This is a genomic window from Paenarthrobacter sp. NPDC089322, assembly GCF_040684895.1.
In the GTDB taxonomy this organism is placed as follows: domain Bacteria; phylum Actinomycetota; class Actinomycetes; order Actinomycetales; family Micrococcaceae; genus Arthrobacter.
Genome location: NZ_JBFBGW010000022.1, coordinates 72200 through 87407 on the forward strand (window position 1 = coordinate 72200; position 15208 = coordinate 87407).

Sequence of the window (15208 nt, forward strand, 5' to 3'; positions counted from 1 at the left end):
GGAGAACACATGCCTGAAAACTTCACATCAGAACCGATCAAAATCGGCATCGGTGGACCCGTAGGAGCCGGCAAGACCCAACTGGTGGAACGCATCACCCGCCACATGAGCGGCGACATCTCCATGGCCGCCATCACCAACGACATCTACACCATCGAGGACGCCAAAATCCTGGCAGCCAACGGCATCCTCCCCGAAGACCGGATCATCGGTGTCGAAACCGGCGGCTGCCCGCACACTGCAATCCGCGAAGACACGTCCATGAACACAGCGGCCATAGAGGAACTCAAGCAACGGCACCCCGATCTCCAAATCATCTTTGTGGAATCCGGCGGCGACAACCTCTCCGCCACGTTCAGCCCCGAACTCGTCGACTTCTCGATCTACATCATCGACGTCGCCCAAGGCGAAAAAATACCCCGCAAAGCCGGCCAGGGAATGATCAAGTCCGACCTCTTCATCATCAACAAGACCGACCTGGCTCCCCACGTGGGAGCGGACCTCAGCATCATGGAGCGGGACTCCGCGGAATTCCGCGGCAACAAACCGTTCTGCTTCACCAACCTCAAAACGGACGAAGGCCTGGAGGACGTGCTCAATTGGATCCGCCGGGAAGTCCTGATGCTCGACCTGGCATGTTGACCGGGACGGCCGCCGCTACGGCGGGAATAAGGGGCCGTGCCCGCTTCGCGATGCCCGCCACGCCGCGGCCCCTTATCCCCGCCTCCGCCGCCTCTGCGGTCGAGTCGCCTAGGGGTGAACTCCAGTTGCGCATCGCCGAGCGCGCTGGGAGGTCCGTTGCCACGCGGCAGTTTCATAAGGGGGCTTTGCGGGTGTTGCGGCCGCACTATCTTGACGGGTCCGGGCAGGTTTGTTACGTCATGGTCAATCCTGGCGGGGCTTACCTTGGGGCGGATCTGTTCCTTGTTGATGTTGACGTGGATGAGGAGGCGGATTTGTTGTTGACCACGCAGTCGGCCACCAAGGTGTACCGGACTCCGGGATCGTTTGCTGAGCAGCGGATGCGTGTGCGATTGGGGGAGGGCGCCCGGTTGGAGGTCGTGCCCGAGCAATTGATCGCCTACCAGGGCGCCAGCTACCGGCAGGTTTCGCGCATCAGTCTCCACCCGACGTCGAGCTTTGCAATGGCGGAAGTTATTACGCCCGGGTGGGCGCCGGACGGCGGCGAATTCACGTACGAGGAATTGCGGCTGCGGAACGAGATCCTTGTCCAAACGGCAAAAGGGGAGCAACTGTTGGTGCTCGACAATCTGCTCATCCGGCCGCCCTTGGGGGAGGTTACGGGGCTGGGGTTCATGGAGGGCTTCAGCCATCTGGGGTCCTTCGTGGTAGTTGACCGAAGGGTTGATCACGAGCTTGCCGACGACTTCCATGAACTGACACGCCGGCACGACGCCTATACGGGCGTTTCGTTGACCAATACCGTTGGCGGTACCACGGGTCTTGTGCTGAGGTCGTTGTCGAACAGCACAGGGGAACTCAACAAACTGCTGGGTACCTGCATTGACGTTCTCCGCGAACGTTGGCACGGGCAGGAATCCTTGAACCTGAGGAAGTACTGATGACCACACTGGCCGCATTCACCACTATGTACCGGGAACGGGAGACGTTGTCCCTGCGGACCCGGCTGCTGTTCACCTTCGGTGCGGTGGCCGCTTTGCACGTTGCCGCCGTCGTGCTTTTGGTGTCCGGTTCCGGCAGCCTGTTGGGCTCGGAAGGAGCAGCTCAACCGTTGGCACTTGGGCTGGTGCTCACCGCGTACGTGGCCGGCGTCAAGCACAGTTACGACTGGGACCACATCGCCGCGATCGACAATTCCACCCGAAAGTTCGTCGCCCAGCGGAAGGATCCCGTGAGCGTTGGGTTCGCGTTCAGCCTGGGGCACAGTTCCGTGGTGGTCCTGGCAGGACTTCTGGTGGTGGGCGGTGCCGGCATGATCGGGCAGTTCATGGAAGACGGCACGACGGGGAACAAAGTGCTCGGCTTGATCGGCAGTGGTGTTTCCGGGTTGTTCCTGCTCGTGATGGGTCTGTTCAACGGATCGGCGTTCGTGCGCGCCGCGCAGGTGTATCGCGACGTGCAGGCAGGCGGGGTTGCCCGGGATGAAGACCTGGAGACCCGAGGGCTGGTGGCCCGGCTTCTGGCCAAGCCGCTGTCCAGGGTGGAGCGGCCGCGGAACATCTATGTGATCGGCTTCCTGTTCGGGCTCGGCTTCGATACCGCCACTACCATCGGGCTGCTGGTGATCACCACGACGGCGTCACTCGCCGGGGTCTCGCCGCTCGCCTTGATGGCCCTCCCGCTTGCTTTCACTGCGGCCATGACCCTGTGCGATTCCGTGAACGGCGTGGCCATGATGAAGATGTACAAATCAGCTATCCACAACCCGCAGCGCAAACTCGGTTTCAATGCTGTGATCACTGGTGTCTCTGCTGTTTCGGCGTTGTTCATATCTGTGATCACACTTGGCGGCTTCTTCAACGCCGCGTTGGGCTTGCAGGACCCGGTGACAACGTGGCTCGGCGGGATCGACCTCGGCGATGCGGGCCTGATCCTCGTGGCCCTCTTTGTGATCGTGTGGGCTGTGTCCGCTTGGCGTGGCCGGGCGACTTCACCCAACTGAGTCGCAGCAGAGCGCGTTATGACCCCTGAAAACGCGCTCTGCTGCGACTCACATGGCTTAGGAGGCTGCCACCGCGTTGAACAGCTCGTTCGTGTCCACTCCACGATCCGGCGTGTCCAGCACATTGGTCAGGAACACCACGCACCTATCCTGCTCTGGCAGCATCCACCATTCCGTGCCCGACCATCCCGGGTGCCCATAGATTCCCTGTGCGGACAACTCCGATTCGTTCGCCGGCATCTGGAAGCCCAGGCCGGTGTGGCGTTTGGGACTGGGCAGGATGCTGATGAAGGGAGTTTCTTTGGTCCGCGGCCTGCGCATGGCGGCCAACGTCGCGGGACGTACTGCCTTCCCTGAGTCGCGCAAAAGCTCGGTCCCCAGATTGAGCAGGTCGGTTGCCGTACCGAAGAGGCCGGCGCCGGGATGCCTGTTCTTGTACATGGTCCCCACGCTTAGGCCGATCTCCTTGGCTCCGCGCACTGAGTGGGGTTTGCAGTCCGCATCAAACGTCAGGCCATCTGCGCCGGTATCGCGTGCGAGGGCCAGGAGTTGGTCCTCGAAGGGGCGGCCATCGGCCCATTCCGCCATCGCGGCAGCACCCTCAAACGCGAGGTTGCAGTACTGGACCAACGAGCCCGCGTAGAAGGTTTGCCCCGTAGAGGTGAGGGCGTCGCGGAGGGGAGTGGCGTCGTCGATATTTGGGTCCGTGATGCCGGAACGGTGACTCAAGAGGTGCTCGAGCGTCACAGTGTCCGTGCGATCCGGGCCGAAGCCCGGCACTGCTTCTTGCAGCGCAGCACCCAAGGCAAGCTTGCCGAGCTCCACCTGCCGCATGATCGTCAACGCGGTGATCGGTTTGGTGACGGAGAACAAGGCAAAGTGGTCGTCCGGCGTGGCCTTCCTGTCTTCGTCACTTCCGAAGGCCACGATGTCCTCGATACCTTGGCTTGAGGCAATTCCGAGGACGGCAACGGGCACCCGGCCCGTGTCCACTTGCTTCCGGGCCCAATCTGCCGCAGGACCTGTTTCCACCATGTGTCTGCCACGCTTTCCCTCGGGGTTTGCTGCCTCGAATCTATCGCGGCCTGGACAAATTTCCCTTCACTGCCTGTAACTGTGGCGGCACGGCCGGAAACTCTCAAGGCCCTGCTGCTAAGCCTGAGTTACAAGTAGCCAAATCTGAGTAGCAGTTGTGCGCGTTATGAGGGCTCAAAACGCGCACAACTGCGACCCAGTTGGGTCAGCGGGTGGTGACCAGGTGGCTGGCGGGGTCGTACACGAAAGTGACCGGGCCGCCGTCGTGGTTGAACGGGATGTTGCTGCCGTTCACGGCGCCGCCCAAACCATAGTTCTCGGCCCAAGTGCCGTTGATGGCGGCCTTGAACTCATAGTTCCCTGCGGCCAGGTCCGGCACCGAGAGCTTCCAGAGACCATCCGCGGGGTCCAGTGCGAGCTGCGCCTGGGGGCAATCCGGCAACCAGTCACCAGAGCACCCAAGCTCGGTGTTCAGGCTTCCGGGAACGGACACGGCGGCCGGTTGCTGGCCCGCAACCGCGGCCCTGACCACGTTCGTGGCGTGGTCGTAGAGGAATGTCACCGCACCGCCGGTGTGGGTGAACACCACGTTCGGCCCGTCCAGCACACCATCGGCACCATAGTTCTCGTCCCAGGTCCCGTTGATCGCTGCCTTGAACTCGTAAGTGCCGGCGGGGAGGTTCGGAACCTGCAGCTGCCACAAGCGGTGGGTCGGTTGGTAGCTCATGAAAGCCTGCTCGCACGACGCCTGCCAGTCCTCCGTGCAGCCCAGTTGGGTGTTGAAGTTGCCGGCGACCGTCACCGTTTCGGGCTGCGGCGCTTCACCCACCACACCGCTGCGGGCCTCGCTCGCCGACGTGTTGCCGCCGTTGTCCAGCACCACGGCGCGGTACTCCACGGACGCGCCGGGCTCCATCCCGGACACGTCATGGAACACCTGGTACGGCGCGTTGTCGTCCGTACCGATCGGCTGCCACTCGCCGCCCGCGGTCCGCGCCTGGAAGGTGACCTCATAGAACGAGCTACCGTCGACGTCGGCCGTCACCTTCAAGCGGCTTGCGTCACCGGCCGCGGTGACCGGCTTCTTGAGGGCGACGGCGGGAGCTGCTTTGGACTTCGCAAGGCGCCCCGCTGCTTCGTAAACCACTGTGGAAAGCGGCGGAACGGTGACAGAGAGGTGTGCCTGCGAATCACTCTTTGCCTCCGCCGGAGCGTCGCCGTACACGAGTTCGAACGGCTGCTTCGCCTCATAAACGGGGACAGCGGCTGTTTGCGCGGTTTCGCTGTTGTTCACAGCCACGACGTATTCGCGCTGATCCTTGGCGTCGATGCGGGAGAAGGCGTAGATCCCGGCGGCATCGGCAGCGTACCGGTTCTGCTGGGCGCCGTCGCGGAGCGTGGGGTGCTCTGCTGTCAGGGCCGCGAGCTCGCTGATCTTCTGATAAAGGGGGTGCCCTGTGTCGAAGTTGTCCGCGGCATGGGTGGCCTCCGTGCCCAGGAGGTCGTCATCCAGATACTCCTGGACCTTGCTGGCGAACAGCGTCTGACGCGAATCCTGGTCCCCGCCGGCACCCGTGAAGCCCTGCTCGTCGCCGTAGTAGATCACGGGGTTGCCGCGCGAGAAGTACATCAGTTCGTGGGCGAGTTCGTCGCGTTCCACGAGTTCATCGTCGGAGGCTCCTGGGTTGTCCTGGGCGATGAACGTGCCGATGCGGCCCATGTCGTGGTTACCCAGGAAGGTCGGGAGTTGGTAGACGTTCGAATCGGCGTCGGTGTACCAGTCATCGCCGTTGAAGAAGTCCGCCAAACCGGTGGCATCGCTGCCTTGGGAAGCGAAGCTTCGTGCGGCACCTTGGAAGCCGAAGTCGAGCACGGCCTGCATCTTGTTCCGGGTGGTGAACTTGGACGTCACGGTCTTGGACGTATCAAAGACCTCGCCGAACATGAAGAACTCGTCCTTGCCCTGCTCCCTGGCATAGCTGAGGACCTGCGGGCCGAACTGCTGCCAGAATTCGTCGTTGACGTGCTTCATGGTGTCAATGCGGAAGCCGTCAATTCCGAAGTCACGTATCCACGTCTTGTAGATGTCCATCATGCCGTTGACCACGCGGGGGTTCTCGGTAAACAGGTCATCCAGGCCAAAGAAGTCCCCGTACAGCGAGTCCTCTCCGGCAAAGGTCGTGTTGCCGCGGTTGTGATACAGCGTGGAGTCGTTGAGCCAGGACGGAACTTTGATGTCCTCTTCTGCCGCCGGGACCACGGGCGTGTACGGGAAGGACGTCGCCGGATCCAAGGCCGGGAACTCCTGGGTCCCGGCGTAGTCGCGATCGTCGAAGACCTCGCCGGTTGCAGTGCGGTACGGTTCGGCTTCCTTGGAGATGTACGGGGCCGACTTCGCTTCCTCATATTGGATGACGTCTGCGGTGTGGTTGGTGATGATGTCGAAGTAGACCTTCATCCCACGGGCGTGGGCGGCCTCGATAAGGGCCTTAAGCTCGGCGTTGGTGCCCAGGTGCGGATCGATTTGGGTGAAGTCAGTGACCCAGTAGCCGTGGTAGCCGGCGGAGCTGTTTTCCGAGGTGCCGTCACCCTGGACGGCCTTGTTCTTGAAGCTCGGCGTCAGCCAGAGGGCGTTGGTTCCCAAGCCCTGGATGTAGTCCAAGCGGTCCTGCAGGCCCTTCAGGTCGCCGCCGTTGAAGAAGCCTTTGCGGCTTGGATCGTAGCCGGACACCATCGGATCGGAACCCAACCCGCCGTCGTCGTTTGCTGTGGTGCCGTTGTTGAAGCGGTCGGCCATGACGAAGTAGAAGTTCTGCTGGGTGACGCCGCCGCGGACCGAGTGCTGCGCGGCAGGATCCGGGGCGGGCTTCTTGGCGGCCGTGGCAGCGCTCGCGGGGAGGACCGCGGATGCGGTCACCACCGCTGTGGCGAGTACGACGGCGGCCGTACGGTTGAGCGTGTGCCGTGGGCTGGGTGCGGGGTCGGTTTTGGGGCTGGTGGATGATCTATGGCTTCGAGATAACAAATGATGAACCTTCCGCTAAAGCGACGTTGCTGGCGTATAGCTGTGTGGCAAGTCACAACTGTAAACGCTTGCGCTGACACTTTCCAGAGCAACACCGGTGTTCTGCGTGATGACTCGTGTCATCCTTCGCTCTGGAAATGGAAGCGCTTGCAGACCTCGCGAGGGAATTATTGTGCGATTACCACTGTTCATCTGCACGCCGTCCGTAAAAAACCTTATGCATCCGTCCATAACGAACGCCGTATGACTTGCATAGGGTTGAGGAGACCTGCTTCACACCACGCAGTGCCCCGATCTACCCAAGGATGAGTTTCAACGATGAAGAGCATCGCCCTCCTTCGCGAGCGAGCAACCCGCGTCATGCCCACCGGTTCCCACTGCCCGGCTTCGGGCTTGTGGAGCCCCGACTCCGAGCCGGAAGCTGTCCAGGTTTTCGCCGAAGGCCATGTACTCCCGGCGCACAACGGAGTGCCCACTGTTTGGCGGCGTCGCTCCGCTGCTGACGTATCGGTATGACCAGCATGACCAGCGTGACCCGAAACAGCCCTCCCGGCTATCGGCATGTGCCTGCGGAGGAGTGGAGGGAGTTGAACCAAGGCGACCACGTCTGGATTTATGACGTCGCCTGGGGTGTTGGTGCCGGACGCGTTGACGACGTTTCCCAGCATCAGGAGCTCCTGTGGGTTGTCCTTGAACCGACCGGGCGCAAGCTGTTTTGCGGCTCGGACGACGTCGAGGTCTGGGCCGCCTGAGCAAGCGTTCACCGAGATGGCATTTAGCACCAATGTTCGAGCGGAGCATTGGTGTTAAGTGCCATCTCGGCGGGGCTAATGCGCGGCGACCAGCATGCTGGGCGATCCGATTTCCGTGCGGCCAACGGGTCCGTCCGGCAAACCCGTTTCCGGGTCCAGCCTGAAGCTCACCACATCGTTGGAACCTTCATGCGCCACCAGCAGCCAGCCGTTGCGCACCAGATGGTGGCGTGGCCAGTCGCCGCCGCTCGGTACGTCGGCCAGTGGAGTAAGCGCCGTTCCTTCGTCACTCACTTTGAGCACGCAGATCCGGTTTGAACCCCTCACTCCGACGTACGCGAACCGACCATCGGACGACAGGGCAATCTCCGCCGCGGAGTCGCCGTCGAACACCTTATTGACGCTCGCGGGCACGATTGCCGTGAGCTCGAAGGCCCCTTGCGGTTCCGCCCGGATAGCGGCGACTTCGATCGAATACTCGGTGTCCACGAACACCGTTCCCCGGGGGTGCCGCACCATGTGTCGCGGACCCGAGCCCCTCGGCAGCACCACCTGGTGGTCGGGCTGGAGCCCTTCGCCCGCCTTATACCGCCACACCCGGACAAGGTCGTGCCCCAGGTCGGTGGTCAGGACCCGCCCGTCCGGAAGCATGAGGCTCGAATGGGCGCGGCTCGGGCGGGGTTCGTCCGTTGCTGCTGTCTGGTGAGGGTCGACGGCGGCTTCCGCACTCGTGCGCGAGGTGATGCCGCCGTCGGAGTCCAGTTCGTAGAGGATGACCTGCCCATCGCCCCAGCAGGTCACGATGATGAATCGTCCCCGAGGATCCGCGGCGACGTGGCAAGCAGCCTCACCCGCCTGCCAGGGCTCGCCGAGTGGCTCCAGTTCAGCCGTCCGCGTACGGCCGTAGGCCTGGACCGTCTTGCCTTCTTCCGCCACCGCGTAAACCACGGGAAGCGAGGGGTGCAGGGCAAGGAAGGACGGCGAATTGGCGGCCACGGCCAAGCCCACGGTGGTCAGCTTGCCTTCCGAGTCGGCCGTGATGGCGCCGATACCCTGCCCCTTGCCATTGCGGTCGGCAGTGTAGGAGCCGGTCCAAATGAGGTTCTTCATGGTCAATGCCCCTGTACGTCTGAGTCGACGCCGGCGTCCGGCCCGGCGTCGAGGGTTTCCAGTTTGGCGAGGTCGTCATGGTCCAGCTCGAAGTCGAAAACGTCCATGTTCTCCTGCATCCTTTGCGGGTTGGACGTCTTCGGTATCGCTACCAGGCCCTGCTGCACATGCCAGCGCAGGACCACCTGCCCGGGGGACTTTCCATACTTCCTGCCAACGCCGGCCAGGACCGGGGCATTCAGGAGGTCGCTGCTGGCACCCAGCGGGCTGTAGGACTCCGTGACGATGCCGTGCGAGTCGTTGAAGGCACGCGCCGCGGGGCGGGGGATTGAAGGGCTGACCTGGATTTGGTTGACGGCGGGAATGACGTCCGTCTCCCTGAACAAACGGTCAAGGTGTGCAGGCTTGAAGTTTGAAACTCCGATGGAGCGGGCCTTGCCCGCTGCCTGCAGTTCCTCGAAGGTCTTCCACGTGGAGACGAACTCGTCGCGGCGCGGGAGCGGCCAGTGAATCAACAAGAGGTCTACGTACTCGAGCCCAAGGCGTTCCAAGGAGTCCTCGAGTCCTGCCGCGGCCTTGCCGGAGCCTTGGTACATGCCATCCAGCTTGGTGGTGATGAAGAGCTCCCCGCGGTCCACGCCGGAGTTTCGGATCCCGTTGCCCACGCCCCTCTCGTTGCCGTACTTTGCTGCCGTATCAATGTGCCGATAGCCACGCGCAACAGCTTCCACCACCGCCTCGGCAACCTGGGCGTCGTCCAAAGGCCACGTGCCAAGGCCGAGTTGGGGAATTTTGTAACCGTCGTTGAGTTCGATGAGCGGGGCGAGCGGGGCAGTTCCCATGGGCGTGATCTCCTTCGGGTCTCTTTGCTGTTCTACGCTGGCCACTCGGTCCTTGGCAACAGCTACGGGCGCGACCATTTATGGAGGCGATCACTCAACTCCATGAAGTCCTCCTTCACCACCTGCAGTTCCTTATGCCGGTCATGCCACTCGATAATTTCCCTCGCCCCGTCCGCGAACGGGATGGTGGCGCGGTAATCCGGCACAAGCGACTTGATCTTCGAATTGTCGAACACCACCGAGTGTGAGCGGTCGCCCAGGAGGTTGAACCCCAGCTCCGGGCTGTGGGCAGCAATCGTCTCGGACGCCACATGGAAGAGTTCCGGTTCCGGAAAGCCGGCAGCACGGGCGAACAAACGATAGATCTGGTCCCACGGCAGGAACTCGTCGGAGGTGATGGTGTAGCTCTCCCCAACAGCCTGGGGGCGGCCCAGGAGCCCCACGAAGGCCTTCGCGAAATCGCGGCTGTGGGTCAGGGTCCAGAGCGACGTGCCGTCCCCGTGAACCATTACCGGCATTCCGGCGCGCATCCGGTGGATGTCAGTCCAGCCACCCACCAACGCGATCTTGGTCCGGTCATATGTGTGGGACGGCCGAACCACCGTCACGGGGAAGTCCTGCTCCCGGTATGCCTCAAAAAACAATTCCTCACAGGCAATCTTGTCCTGCGAGTACTTCCAAAAGGGATTCTTCAGCGGCGTCGATTCCCGGATGGGGAGCATCGTAGGCGGCTTCTGGTAGGCCGAAGCGGAACTGATGAAAACATACTGGCCCGTCCGTCCGCGGAACGTCTCCAACCCGGCCCGCGCATGATCCGGCGTGAAGGAGATAAAGTCCGCAACGGCGTCGTACTCCCTTCCGCGAAGTACCTCACGCACGGCCTCAGCGTCCCGGATATCAGTGTGGAGGACCTCTGCGCCCTCCGGAACCGGCCGCCCGGCTGACCGTCCCCTGTTGAGGATGGTCAGCCGGTGGCCCAGCGCAACGGCGCGTTCAGCCGCAGCCGCGCTGATGACCCCGGTCCCGCCGATGAACAGGATGCTGCGCGGCGAGACGGTGTCAGCTTGGGGGAGGAGACTCGTCACCAGGCGTAGTCCTCGGGGGCGGGGCGGTGGCCCGGGAAGATGTCGTCGAGGCGCTTGAGGGCGTCCTCGTTCAGGGTCACATCCAACGCGCGGACCGCGGCGTCAAGTTGTTCCTGGGTGCGCGGACCGACGATGGGTGCCGTGACCGCGGGCTGGTGCAACAGCCAGGCGAGGGCGACGTCGCCGGGCGCGTGACCCAGCTCGTCGGCGAAGTCCTCGTACTGGCGGATCTGGTCCTCATGCTTACGGAGAGTCTCCAACGCCCGGCCCTCGGTCCGCCGCACGCCTTCCTGTTCCTTCTTCAGCACACCACCCAGCAGGCCACCCTGCAGCGGTGACCACGGGATGAGGCCGAGACCGTATTGCTGCGCCGCCGGAATGACCTCGAGTTCAAGCTCGCGCCTGAAGAGGTTGTAGATGGACTGCTCGCTGACAAGGCCTGTGTAGTTTCGCCTGCGTGCTGCTTCCTGGGCCTGGGCGATGTGCCACCCGGCAAAGTTGCTGCTGCCCGAGTACAGGATCTTGCCTTGCTGTACCGCCACCTCGATTGCCTGCCAGATCTCGTCCCACGGGGTATCGCGATCGATGTGGTGGAACTGGTAAATGTCGATGTAATCCGTCTGCAAACGCTTCAGGCTCGCATCCAGCGCGCGGCGGATATTCAGCGCGGACAGCTTTGACTCATTCGGCCTGTCCGTCATGGTGCCATACAGCTTGGTGGCAATCACGGTCCGTTCACGGCGCTCGCCGCCCTTGGCAAACCAGCGGCCGATGATTTCCTCGGTCCAGCCGCGGTGGCCTGCTCCGCCGTAAACGTTCGCGGTGTCGAAGAAGTTGATGCCCGAGTCCAGTGCGGAATCCATGATGGAGTGCGCTGTTGCTTCCTCGGTCTGCGGACCGAAGTTCATGGTGCCAAGGCACAGGCGGGAAACTTTCAGGCCTGAACGGCCAAGATGCGTGTACTGCATGGTTATGGTCCTTTGGATTAGAGCTGCGTAAAAGCTGCGACGGCGGGATCGGAACCGATGCGCGCACCGGCCTCCAGCGCCGTAATAGCTGCCAGCTCGGATTCAGTAAGGGTGAGGTCGGCTGCGCCGAAGTTTTCGCGCATCCGGTTGGAGTCTGCGGACTTGGGAATAACGATGGTGCCTTGAGCCAGATGCCAGGCCAGAATCACTTGGGCGGGGGTTGTCTCGTGCGCTGCAGCAACCAGTGCCACTACTTCCGCATTCAGGTCCTTGCCCTGTCCCAGCGGGCTGTACGCCTCCACGGCGATGCTGAGATCGCGGCACTTGTTGGCCAGCTCGCCCTGCTGGTATGTCGGGTGAAGCTCGATCTGGTTGACCGCAGGAACGACGTCGGCCTCGCGAAGGAGCGTGTCCACGTGCTCGGTGAGGAAGTTGGAAACGCCGATGGCCCGGACTTGCTTGTCCTGGTAGAGCTTCTCCATGTTCTTCCACGCCTGCGTATACAAGCCCTGCGAGGGGACAGGCCAGTGGATCAGGTAGAGGTCAATGACGTCCAGGCCGAGTGCGTCGCGGCTGCGCTGGAAGGCATCGTTCGCCTCGCCCTGCTCACCGTTGCGGAGCTTGGTGGTGATGAACAGTTCCTCACGCGGAAGCCCGGAGGCCTTGATGGCAGCACCTACTCCGGCTTCGTTGCGGTAAGCGGCCGCAGTGTCGATGTGGCGGTAGCCCGCCTCGAGGGCATCCTCAACCACCTTCTGGGTTTCTTCCGGAGGCACTTGGAAGACGCCGAATCCGAGCTGCGGGATGGTGACGCCGTTATTCAATGTCAGCTCTGGCATGAAGGTCTCCTTCGAGGTAGGGAAAGTGCTCCAGAAAGCGTTTTCGGGAGGCTCTGTACTGAGCCTATTCAGTTTTCCCCGCCGCGTCAGCAATTCAGCGTGATCCTGTTTTTCCTAGGTCTGGCAGTCCTACCCACGAGCTGGTTTTGCTGATGGCAGTGCGGGCAGAATGGACGGATGGGTCAAAGCGCCGAGTTCGGCAAGTTCCTCAAAGCCATGCGTGCCCGCCTCTCTCCGGAAGTTGCCGGGGCACAGGAGTCGGGCGGGTCCCGCCGTGTCCCCGGCCTCCGGCGTGAAGAGGTGGCAAGGCTCTCCGGAGTGAGCACGGACTACTACACCCGCTTGGAACAGGGGCGGAACATACACCCCTCCAAAGCAGTACTCGACGCCGTAGCACGCGCCCTCCGCCTCGATGCCGGCGAGCAGGCGCACATGGTGGACTTGCTGGAACACTGTGCCAGTGCCGCGGCGAATCCCGGCCCCGCCCAAAAAGTGAGGCCTGCGTTGCGGCAGCTGTTGGACGCCGTCGGGGATGTTCCCGCCCTCGTGCTGGGCAGGCGCGCAGACGTCCTCGCCGCCAACCGGATGGCACACCTCCTGCTCGTCGATTTCGCTTCCCTCCCGGCTCCCGAACGGAACCTCACACGCTGGATCATCCTGGATCCCGCTGCCCAGGCGCTGTTCAGGGACTGGAAAACGGTGGCCGCTGAGGCCGTGGGCGCGCTGCGCATGGACGTCGGGAGGCACCCGAACGATCCCAGGACCAACCAACTCGTGGGCGAACTTGCCGTACACAGCGAGCATTTCCGCCAGTGGTGGGCCGGTCACAGGGTGGCCTCGCGGTCGGCGGGCACAGTGCGCCTGCACCATGCAGTGGTGGGGGACCTGGAACTGAACTTTGAAACGCTGGGCCTCCCGGACGACCCCGACCAGCAACTAAGGTTCTATTCCGCGAAAGCCGGCTCGCCGTCGTCGGACGCTTTGACCTTGTTGAGCAGCTTCACCGCCGAGATGACAGATAATGCCAATGTTCCTCTGAAACATCGGCATTAACTGTCATCTCGCGGAGGGGAAGTCAGCGCTCCAGGCGGAAACCAAGCTTGATGGTGACCTGCCAGTCGGCAACCGCACCGTCCTCGAGGTGGCCGCGGATTTCCTTGACTTCGAACCAGTCCAGGTGCCGCAAGGTTTGGGAGGCTGTCGCGATGCCGTTCTTGATTGCGTCGTCAACGCCTTCGGTGGAAGTTCCTACAATTTCGGAAACGCTATATGTGTGGCCAGCCATGGTGCTCCTCATCAACGTCTTACGAATCTCTGGAAAATCAGGCCCGCCAGGCAGGCCGTCCCTGCAGACTAGCCCACGGATGTCCGTGCGGCCAGAGGTGGGTGGCGCCTAGCTCTCACGCCAGTCATTGCCGGTAATGTGCGAGCCCGCGTGCGGTCCCATCTGTAGCATTCCGCCATCCACGGCCCAGGAAGCGCCGGTGACGTAGCTGGAGTCGGGGGAGGCAAGGAAGGCGATGACTGCCGCGATTTCCCGTGCGTCGCCGGGGCGTCCCAAGGGCACGCCCGGTCGGTCCTTCTGGTGCGGATCCTCGTCCTCTTGGCCCGTCATGGGGGTTGCAATCTCGCCGGGTGCCACGTTGTTGGCGGTGATGCCGTGCTCCGCAAGTTCCAGGGCCATGGTCTTGATGAGGCCGCCCAAGCCATGCTTCGAGGCGTCGTAGGCGGAGGCGCCAACGCGGGGCTGGAACTCGTGGACACTCGTCACTGCGATGATGCGTCCGCCGCGGCCCGCTTTGACCATGCGCTTCGCCGCGGTCTGCATTGCCACGAAGGCTCCGTTGAGGTTGGTATCCAGAGTGGACATCCAGGTGTCGTAGTCGAGATCCAGGAACTTGGTGCCGTCGCCGGTACCGGAGTTGTTGACGAAGACGTCCACGCCGCCCAGTTCCTCGGCCAGTTTGTCTATGCTTGCGGCAGTCCCGGAGACGTTGGTGGTGTCCAAGTGATGGACGACCGCCTTGCGGCCCAGGCCCCGGACCTCTTCAGCCGTTTCCTCAGCACCCTGCTGATCGGAATGCCAGGTGATCCCCACGTCCAGGCCTGCCTTGGCCAGGGCTACCGCCGTTGCGCGCCCGATGCCCGAGTCCGATCCCGTGACGATGGCAGTCTGCGGTGAGAAATGTGCGTCGCTCATGGTCTAGCCTTTCGCATCGTGTGATCGTGCCGATGACTTATCCCTACCCGGACACGCCGTGCCGTAAACACTCCGCCGGCAATCAGGGGATCCCGGTGGGTGGCCTTGGGAGTGTAGATTTCATTGCAGCACCACCCATGGATCAATCAATGAGGAGAACTCATGTCAGAAGTGATTGTCGTCGGCGTTGACAACAGCGAAACGGCCAAGCGGGCAGCAGTGACAGCAGCAAAGCTGGCTACTTCCCTTGGCGCCGAGCTGCATGTCATCAGCGGCTTTTCCGACGACCGCATCGAGGAATTCGGCAGCGGCAGCGACCGCATCACCGTTTCCTCGGCAGACTCCGCGGAGTACGTGGCCCGGAAGGTGTCCGAGGAACTGGACATCCCGAGCGACAGCGTCAAGTATTACGCCGCCCGTGGTACTCCGGCCAACGCCCTGATCAACTACGCCGAGACGCACCAGGCGTCGCTGATCGTGGTGGGGAACAAGCGCATGAAGGGCCTCGGCCGCGTGCTGGGAAGCATCGCCAACAGCGTCGCCCACGGCGCCCCGTGCGACGTGTACATCGTGAACACGGAAATCGAGGCGTAGCACCCATGTAGGTCGCAGTAGAGCGACTCTTCTATGGTTGTCAACGTAGCGACGGTTCGAGGCTGTTGGCGTTGAGTGTGCGGTAGATCCGTCGGGCGAGGTAGCGTTTGACGC

General features: G+C 62.7%; 16 protein-coding genes. 7 read left to right on the forward strand and 9 right to left on the reverse strand.

Annotated elements, in window-relative coordinates:
* The first annotated feature begins 9 nt into the window (after positions 1–9).
* The 3 genes from ureG to AB0N65_RS18145 all read left to right on the forward strand — a co-directional run bounded on the left by ureG (position 10) and on the right by AB0N65_RS18145 (position 2644).
* Positions 10–642: an urease accessory protein UreG gene (ureG, locus tag AB0N65_RS18135; RefSeq protein ID WP_364164794.1), complete on the forward strand. Its 633-nt coding sequence runs from the start codon at positions 10–12 to the stop codon at positions 640–642.
* A gap of 239 nt (positions 643–881) precedes the next feature.
* Positions 882–1583: an urease accessory protein UreD gene (locus AB0N65_RS18140; protein ID WP_364164797.1), complete on the forward strand. Its 702-nt coding sequence runs from the start codon at positions 882–884 to the stop codon at positions 1581–1583.
* Positions 1583–2644, forward strand: coding sequence for a nickel transporter (locus AB0N65_RS18145; RefSeq protein ID WP_364164800.1), 1062 nt, complete (start codon positions 1583–1585; stop codon positions 2642–2644). The genes AB0N65_RS18140 and AB0N65_RS18145 overlap by 1 nt, the downstream gene beginning before the upstream one ends.
* A 57-nt stretch (positions 2645–2701) precedes the next feature.
* Here AB0N65_RS18145 and AB0N65_RS18150 read toward each other — a convergent pair whose 3' ends face one another.
* Positions 2702–3679, reverse strand: coding sequence for a serine hydrolase domain-containing protein (locus AB0N65_RS18150; RefSeq protein ID WP_364164803.1), 978 nt, complete (start codon positions 3677–3679; stop codon positions 2702–2704).
* 205 nt (positions 3680–3884) lie between these two features.
* On the reverse strand, positions 3885–6599 hold the full coding sequence (locus tag AB0N65_RS18155) for an alpha-amylase family glycosyl hydrolase (protein WP_364164844.1): 2715 nt from the start codon (positions 6597–6599) through the stop codon (positions 3885–3887).
* A gap of 423 nt (positions 6600–7022) precedes the next feature.
* On the opposite strand from AB0N65_RS18155, the gene AB0N65_RS18160 reads away from it, so the two are divergent.
* Both AB0N65_RS18160 and AB0N65_RS18165 read left to right on the forward strand, forming a co-directional pair.
* Complete coding sequence (locus tag AB0N65_RS18160; RefSeq protein ID WP_364164806.1) at positions 7023–7220, forward strand: hypothetical protein; 198 nt, start codon at positions 7023–7025, stop codon at positions 7218–7220.
* Positions 7221–7225: 5 nt separating this feature from the next.
* A complete protein-coding gene (locus AB0N65_RS18165; protein WP_364164847.1) occupies positions 7226–7456 on the forward strand; it encodes a hypothetical protein in 231 nt (76 codons plus the stop codon).
* 75 nt (positions 7457–7531) lie between these two features.
* On the opposite strand, the gene AB0N65_RS18170 is transcribed toward AB0N65_RS18165, so the two are convergent.
* From AB0N65_RS18170 to AB0N65_RS18190, 5 genes are all read right to left on the reverse strand, one after another.
* Positions 7532–8566, reverse strand: a complete 1035-nt coding sequence (locus AB0N65_RS18170) for a beta-propeller fold lactonase family protein (RefSeq protein ID WP_364164809.1) — start codon at positions 8564–8566, stop codon at positions 7532–7534.
* Positions 8567–8568: 2 nt separating this feature from the next.
* On the reverse strand, positions 8569–9408 hold the full coding sequence (locus AB0N65_RS18175; RefSeq protein WP_364164812.1) for an aldo/keto reductase: 840 nt from the start codon (positions 9406–9408) through the stop codon (positions 8569–8571).
* A 62-nt stretch (positions 9409–9470) separates the two neighbouring features.
* Entirely contained in the window at positions 9471–10493 is a 1023-nt protein-coding gene (locus AB0N65_RS18180) for an NAD-dependent epimerase/dehydratase family protein (RefSeq protein ID WP_364164815.1), read from the reverse strand.
* The gene (locus tag AB0N65_RS18185; RefSeq protein ID WP_364164818.1) at positions 10490–11461 is read right to left on the reverse strand and encodes an aldo/keto reductase; all 972 of its coding nucleotides are present in this window, start codon (positions 11459–11461) and stop codon (positions 10490–10492) included. The genes AB0N65_RS18180 and AB0N65_RS18185 overlap by 4 nt, the downstream gene beginning before the upstream one ends.
* A gap of 17 nt (positions 11462–11478) precedes the next feature.
* Positions 11479–12300 (reverse strand): aldo/keto reductase, encoded by an 822-nt coding sequence (locus AB0N65_RS18190; protein WP_364164821.1) that lies wholly within the window; start codon positions 12298–12300, stop codon positions 11479–11481.
* Positions 12301–12477: 177 nt separating this feature from the next.
* Between AB0N65_RS18190 and AB0N65_RS18195 the strand changes: the two genes are divergently transcribed.
* Complete coding sequence (locus AB0N65_RS18195) at positions 12478–13353, forward strand: helix-turn-helix transcriptional regulator (RefSeq protein ID WP_364164824.1); 876 nt, start codon at positions 12478–12480, stop codon at positions 13351–13353.
* A gap of 22 nt (positions 13354–13375) precedes the next feature.
* Here the strand turns inward: AB0N65_RS18195 and AB0N65_RS18200 are convergent, their stop codons facing one another.
* Both AB0N65_RS18200 and AB0N65_RS18205 read right to left on the reverse strand, forming a co-directional pair.
* Entirely contained in the window at positions 13376–13585 is a 210-nt protein-coding gene (locus AB0N65_RS18200; RefSeq protein WP_144652640.1) for a dodecin, read from the reverse strand.
* 108 nt (positions 13586–13693) lie between these two features.
* Entirely contained in the window at positions 13694–14500 is an 807-nt protein-coding gene (locus AB0N65_RS18205; protein WP_364164832.1) for an SDR family oxidoreductase, read from the reverse strand.
* Between the two features lie 162 nt (positions 14501–14662).
* Between AB0N65_RS18205 and AB0N65_RS18210 the strand changes: the two genes are divergently transcribed.
* Positions 14663–15094 carry a universal stress protein gene (locus tag AB0N65_RS18210; protein ID WP_364164835.1) on the forward strand — a complete coding sequence of 144 codons (432 nt, stop codon included), beginning with the start codon at positions 14663–14665 and terminating at the stop codon, positions 15092–15094.
* Positions 15095–15208 lie beyond the last annotated feature (114 nt).

What these genes read in the sequence shown, in the direction of transcription:
- AB0N65_RS18175 (WP_364164812.1), bottom strand. Translation starts at nt 9,408, where the DNA reads ATGGGAACTGCCCCGCTCGCCCCGCTCATCGAACTCAACGACGGTTAC.
- AB0N65_RS18170 (WP_364164809.1), bottom strand. Translation starts at nt 8,566, where the DNA reads ATGAAGAACCTCATTTGGACCGGCTCCTACACTGCCGACCGCAATGGC.
- AB0N65_RS18165 (WP_364164847.1), top strand. Translation starts at nt 7,226, where the DNA reads ATGACCAGCGTGACCCGAAACAGCCCTCCCGGCTATCGGCATGTGCCT.
- AB0N65_RS18145 (WP_364164800.1), top strand. Translation starts at nt 1,583, where the DNA reads ATGACCACACTGGCCGCATTCACCACTATGTACCGGGAACGGGAGACG.
- AB0N65_RS18150 (WP_364164803.1), bottom strand. Translation starts at nt 3,679, where the DNA reads ATGGTGGAAACAGGTCCTGCGGCAGATTGGGCCCGGAAGCAAGTGGAC.
- AB0N65_RS18160 (WP_364164806.1), top strand. Translation starts at nt 7,023, where the DNA reads ATGAAGAGCATCGCCCTCCTTCGCGAGCGAGCAACCCGCGTCATGCCC.
- AB0N65_RS18195 (WP_364164824.1), top strand. Translation starts at nt 12,478, where the DNA reads ATGGGTCAAAGCGCCGAGTTCGGCAAGTTCCTCAAAGCCATGCGTGCC.
- AB0N65_RS18185 (WP_364164818.1), bottom strand. Translation starts at nt 11,461, where the DNA reads ATGCAGTACACGCATCTTGGCCGTTCAGGCCTGAAAGTTTCCCGCCTG.
- AB0N65_RS18140 (WP_364164797.1), top strand. Translation starts at nt 882, where the DNA reads ATGGTCAATCCTGGCGGGGCTTACCTTGGGGCGGATCTGTTCCTTGTT.
- AB0N65_RS18205 (WP_364164832.1), bottom strand. Translation starts at nt 14,500, where the DNA reads ATGAGCGACGCACATTTCTCACCGCAGACTGCCATCGTCACGGGATCG.
- AB0N65_RS18210 (WP_364164835.1), top strand. Translation starts at nt 14,663, where the DNA reads ATGTCAGAAGTGATTGTCGTCGGCGTTGACAACAGCGAAACGGCCAAG.
- ureG (WP_364164794.1), top strand. Translation starts at nt 10, where the DNA reads ATGCCTGAAAACTTCACATCAGAACCGATCAAAATCGGCATCGGTGGA.
- AB0N65_RS18200 (WP_144652640.1), bottom strand. Translation starts at nt 13,585, where the DNA reads ATGGCTGGCCACACATATAGCGTTTCCGAAATTGTAGGAACTTCCACC.
- AB0N65_RS18190 (WP_364164821.1), bottom strand. Translation starts at nt 12,300, where the DNA reads ATGCCAGAGCTGACATTGAATAACGGCGTCACCATCCCGCAGCTCGGA.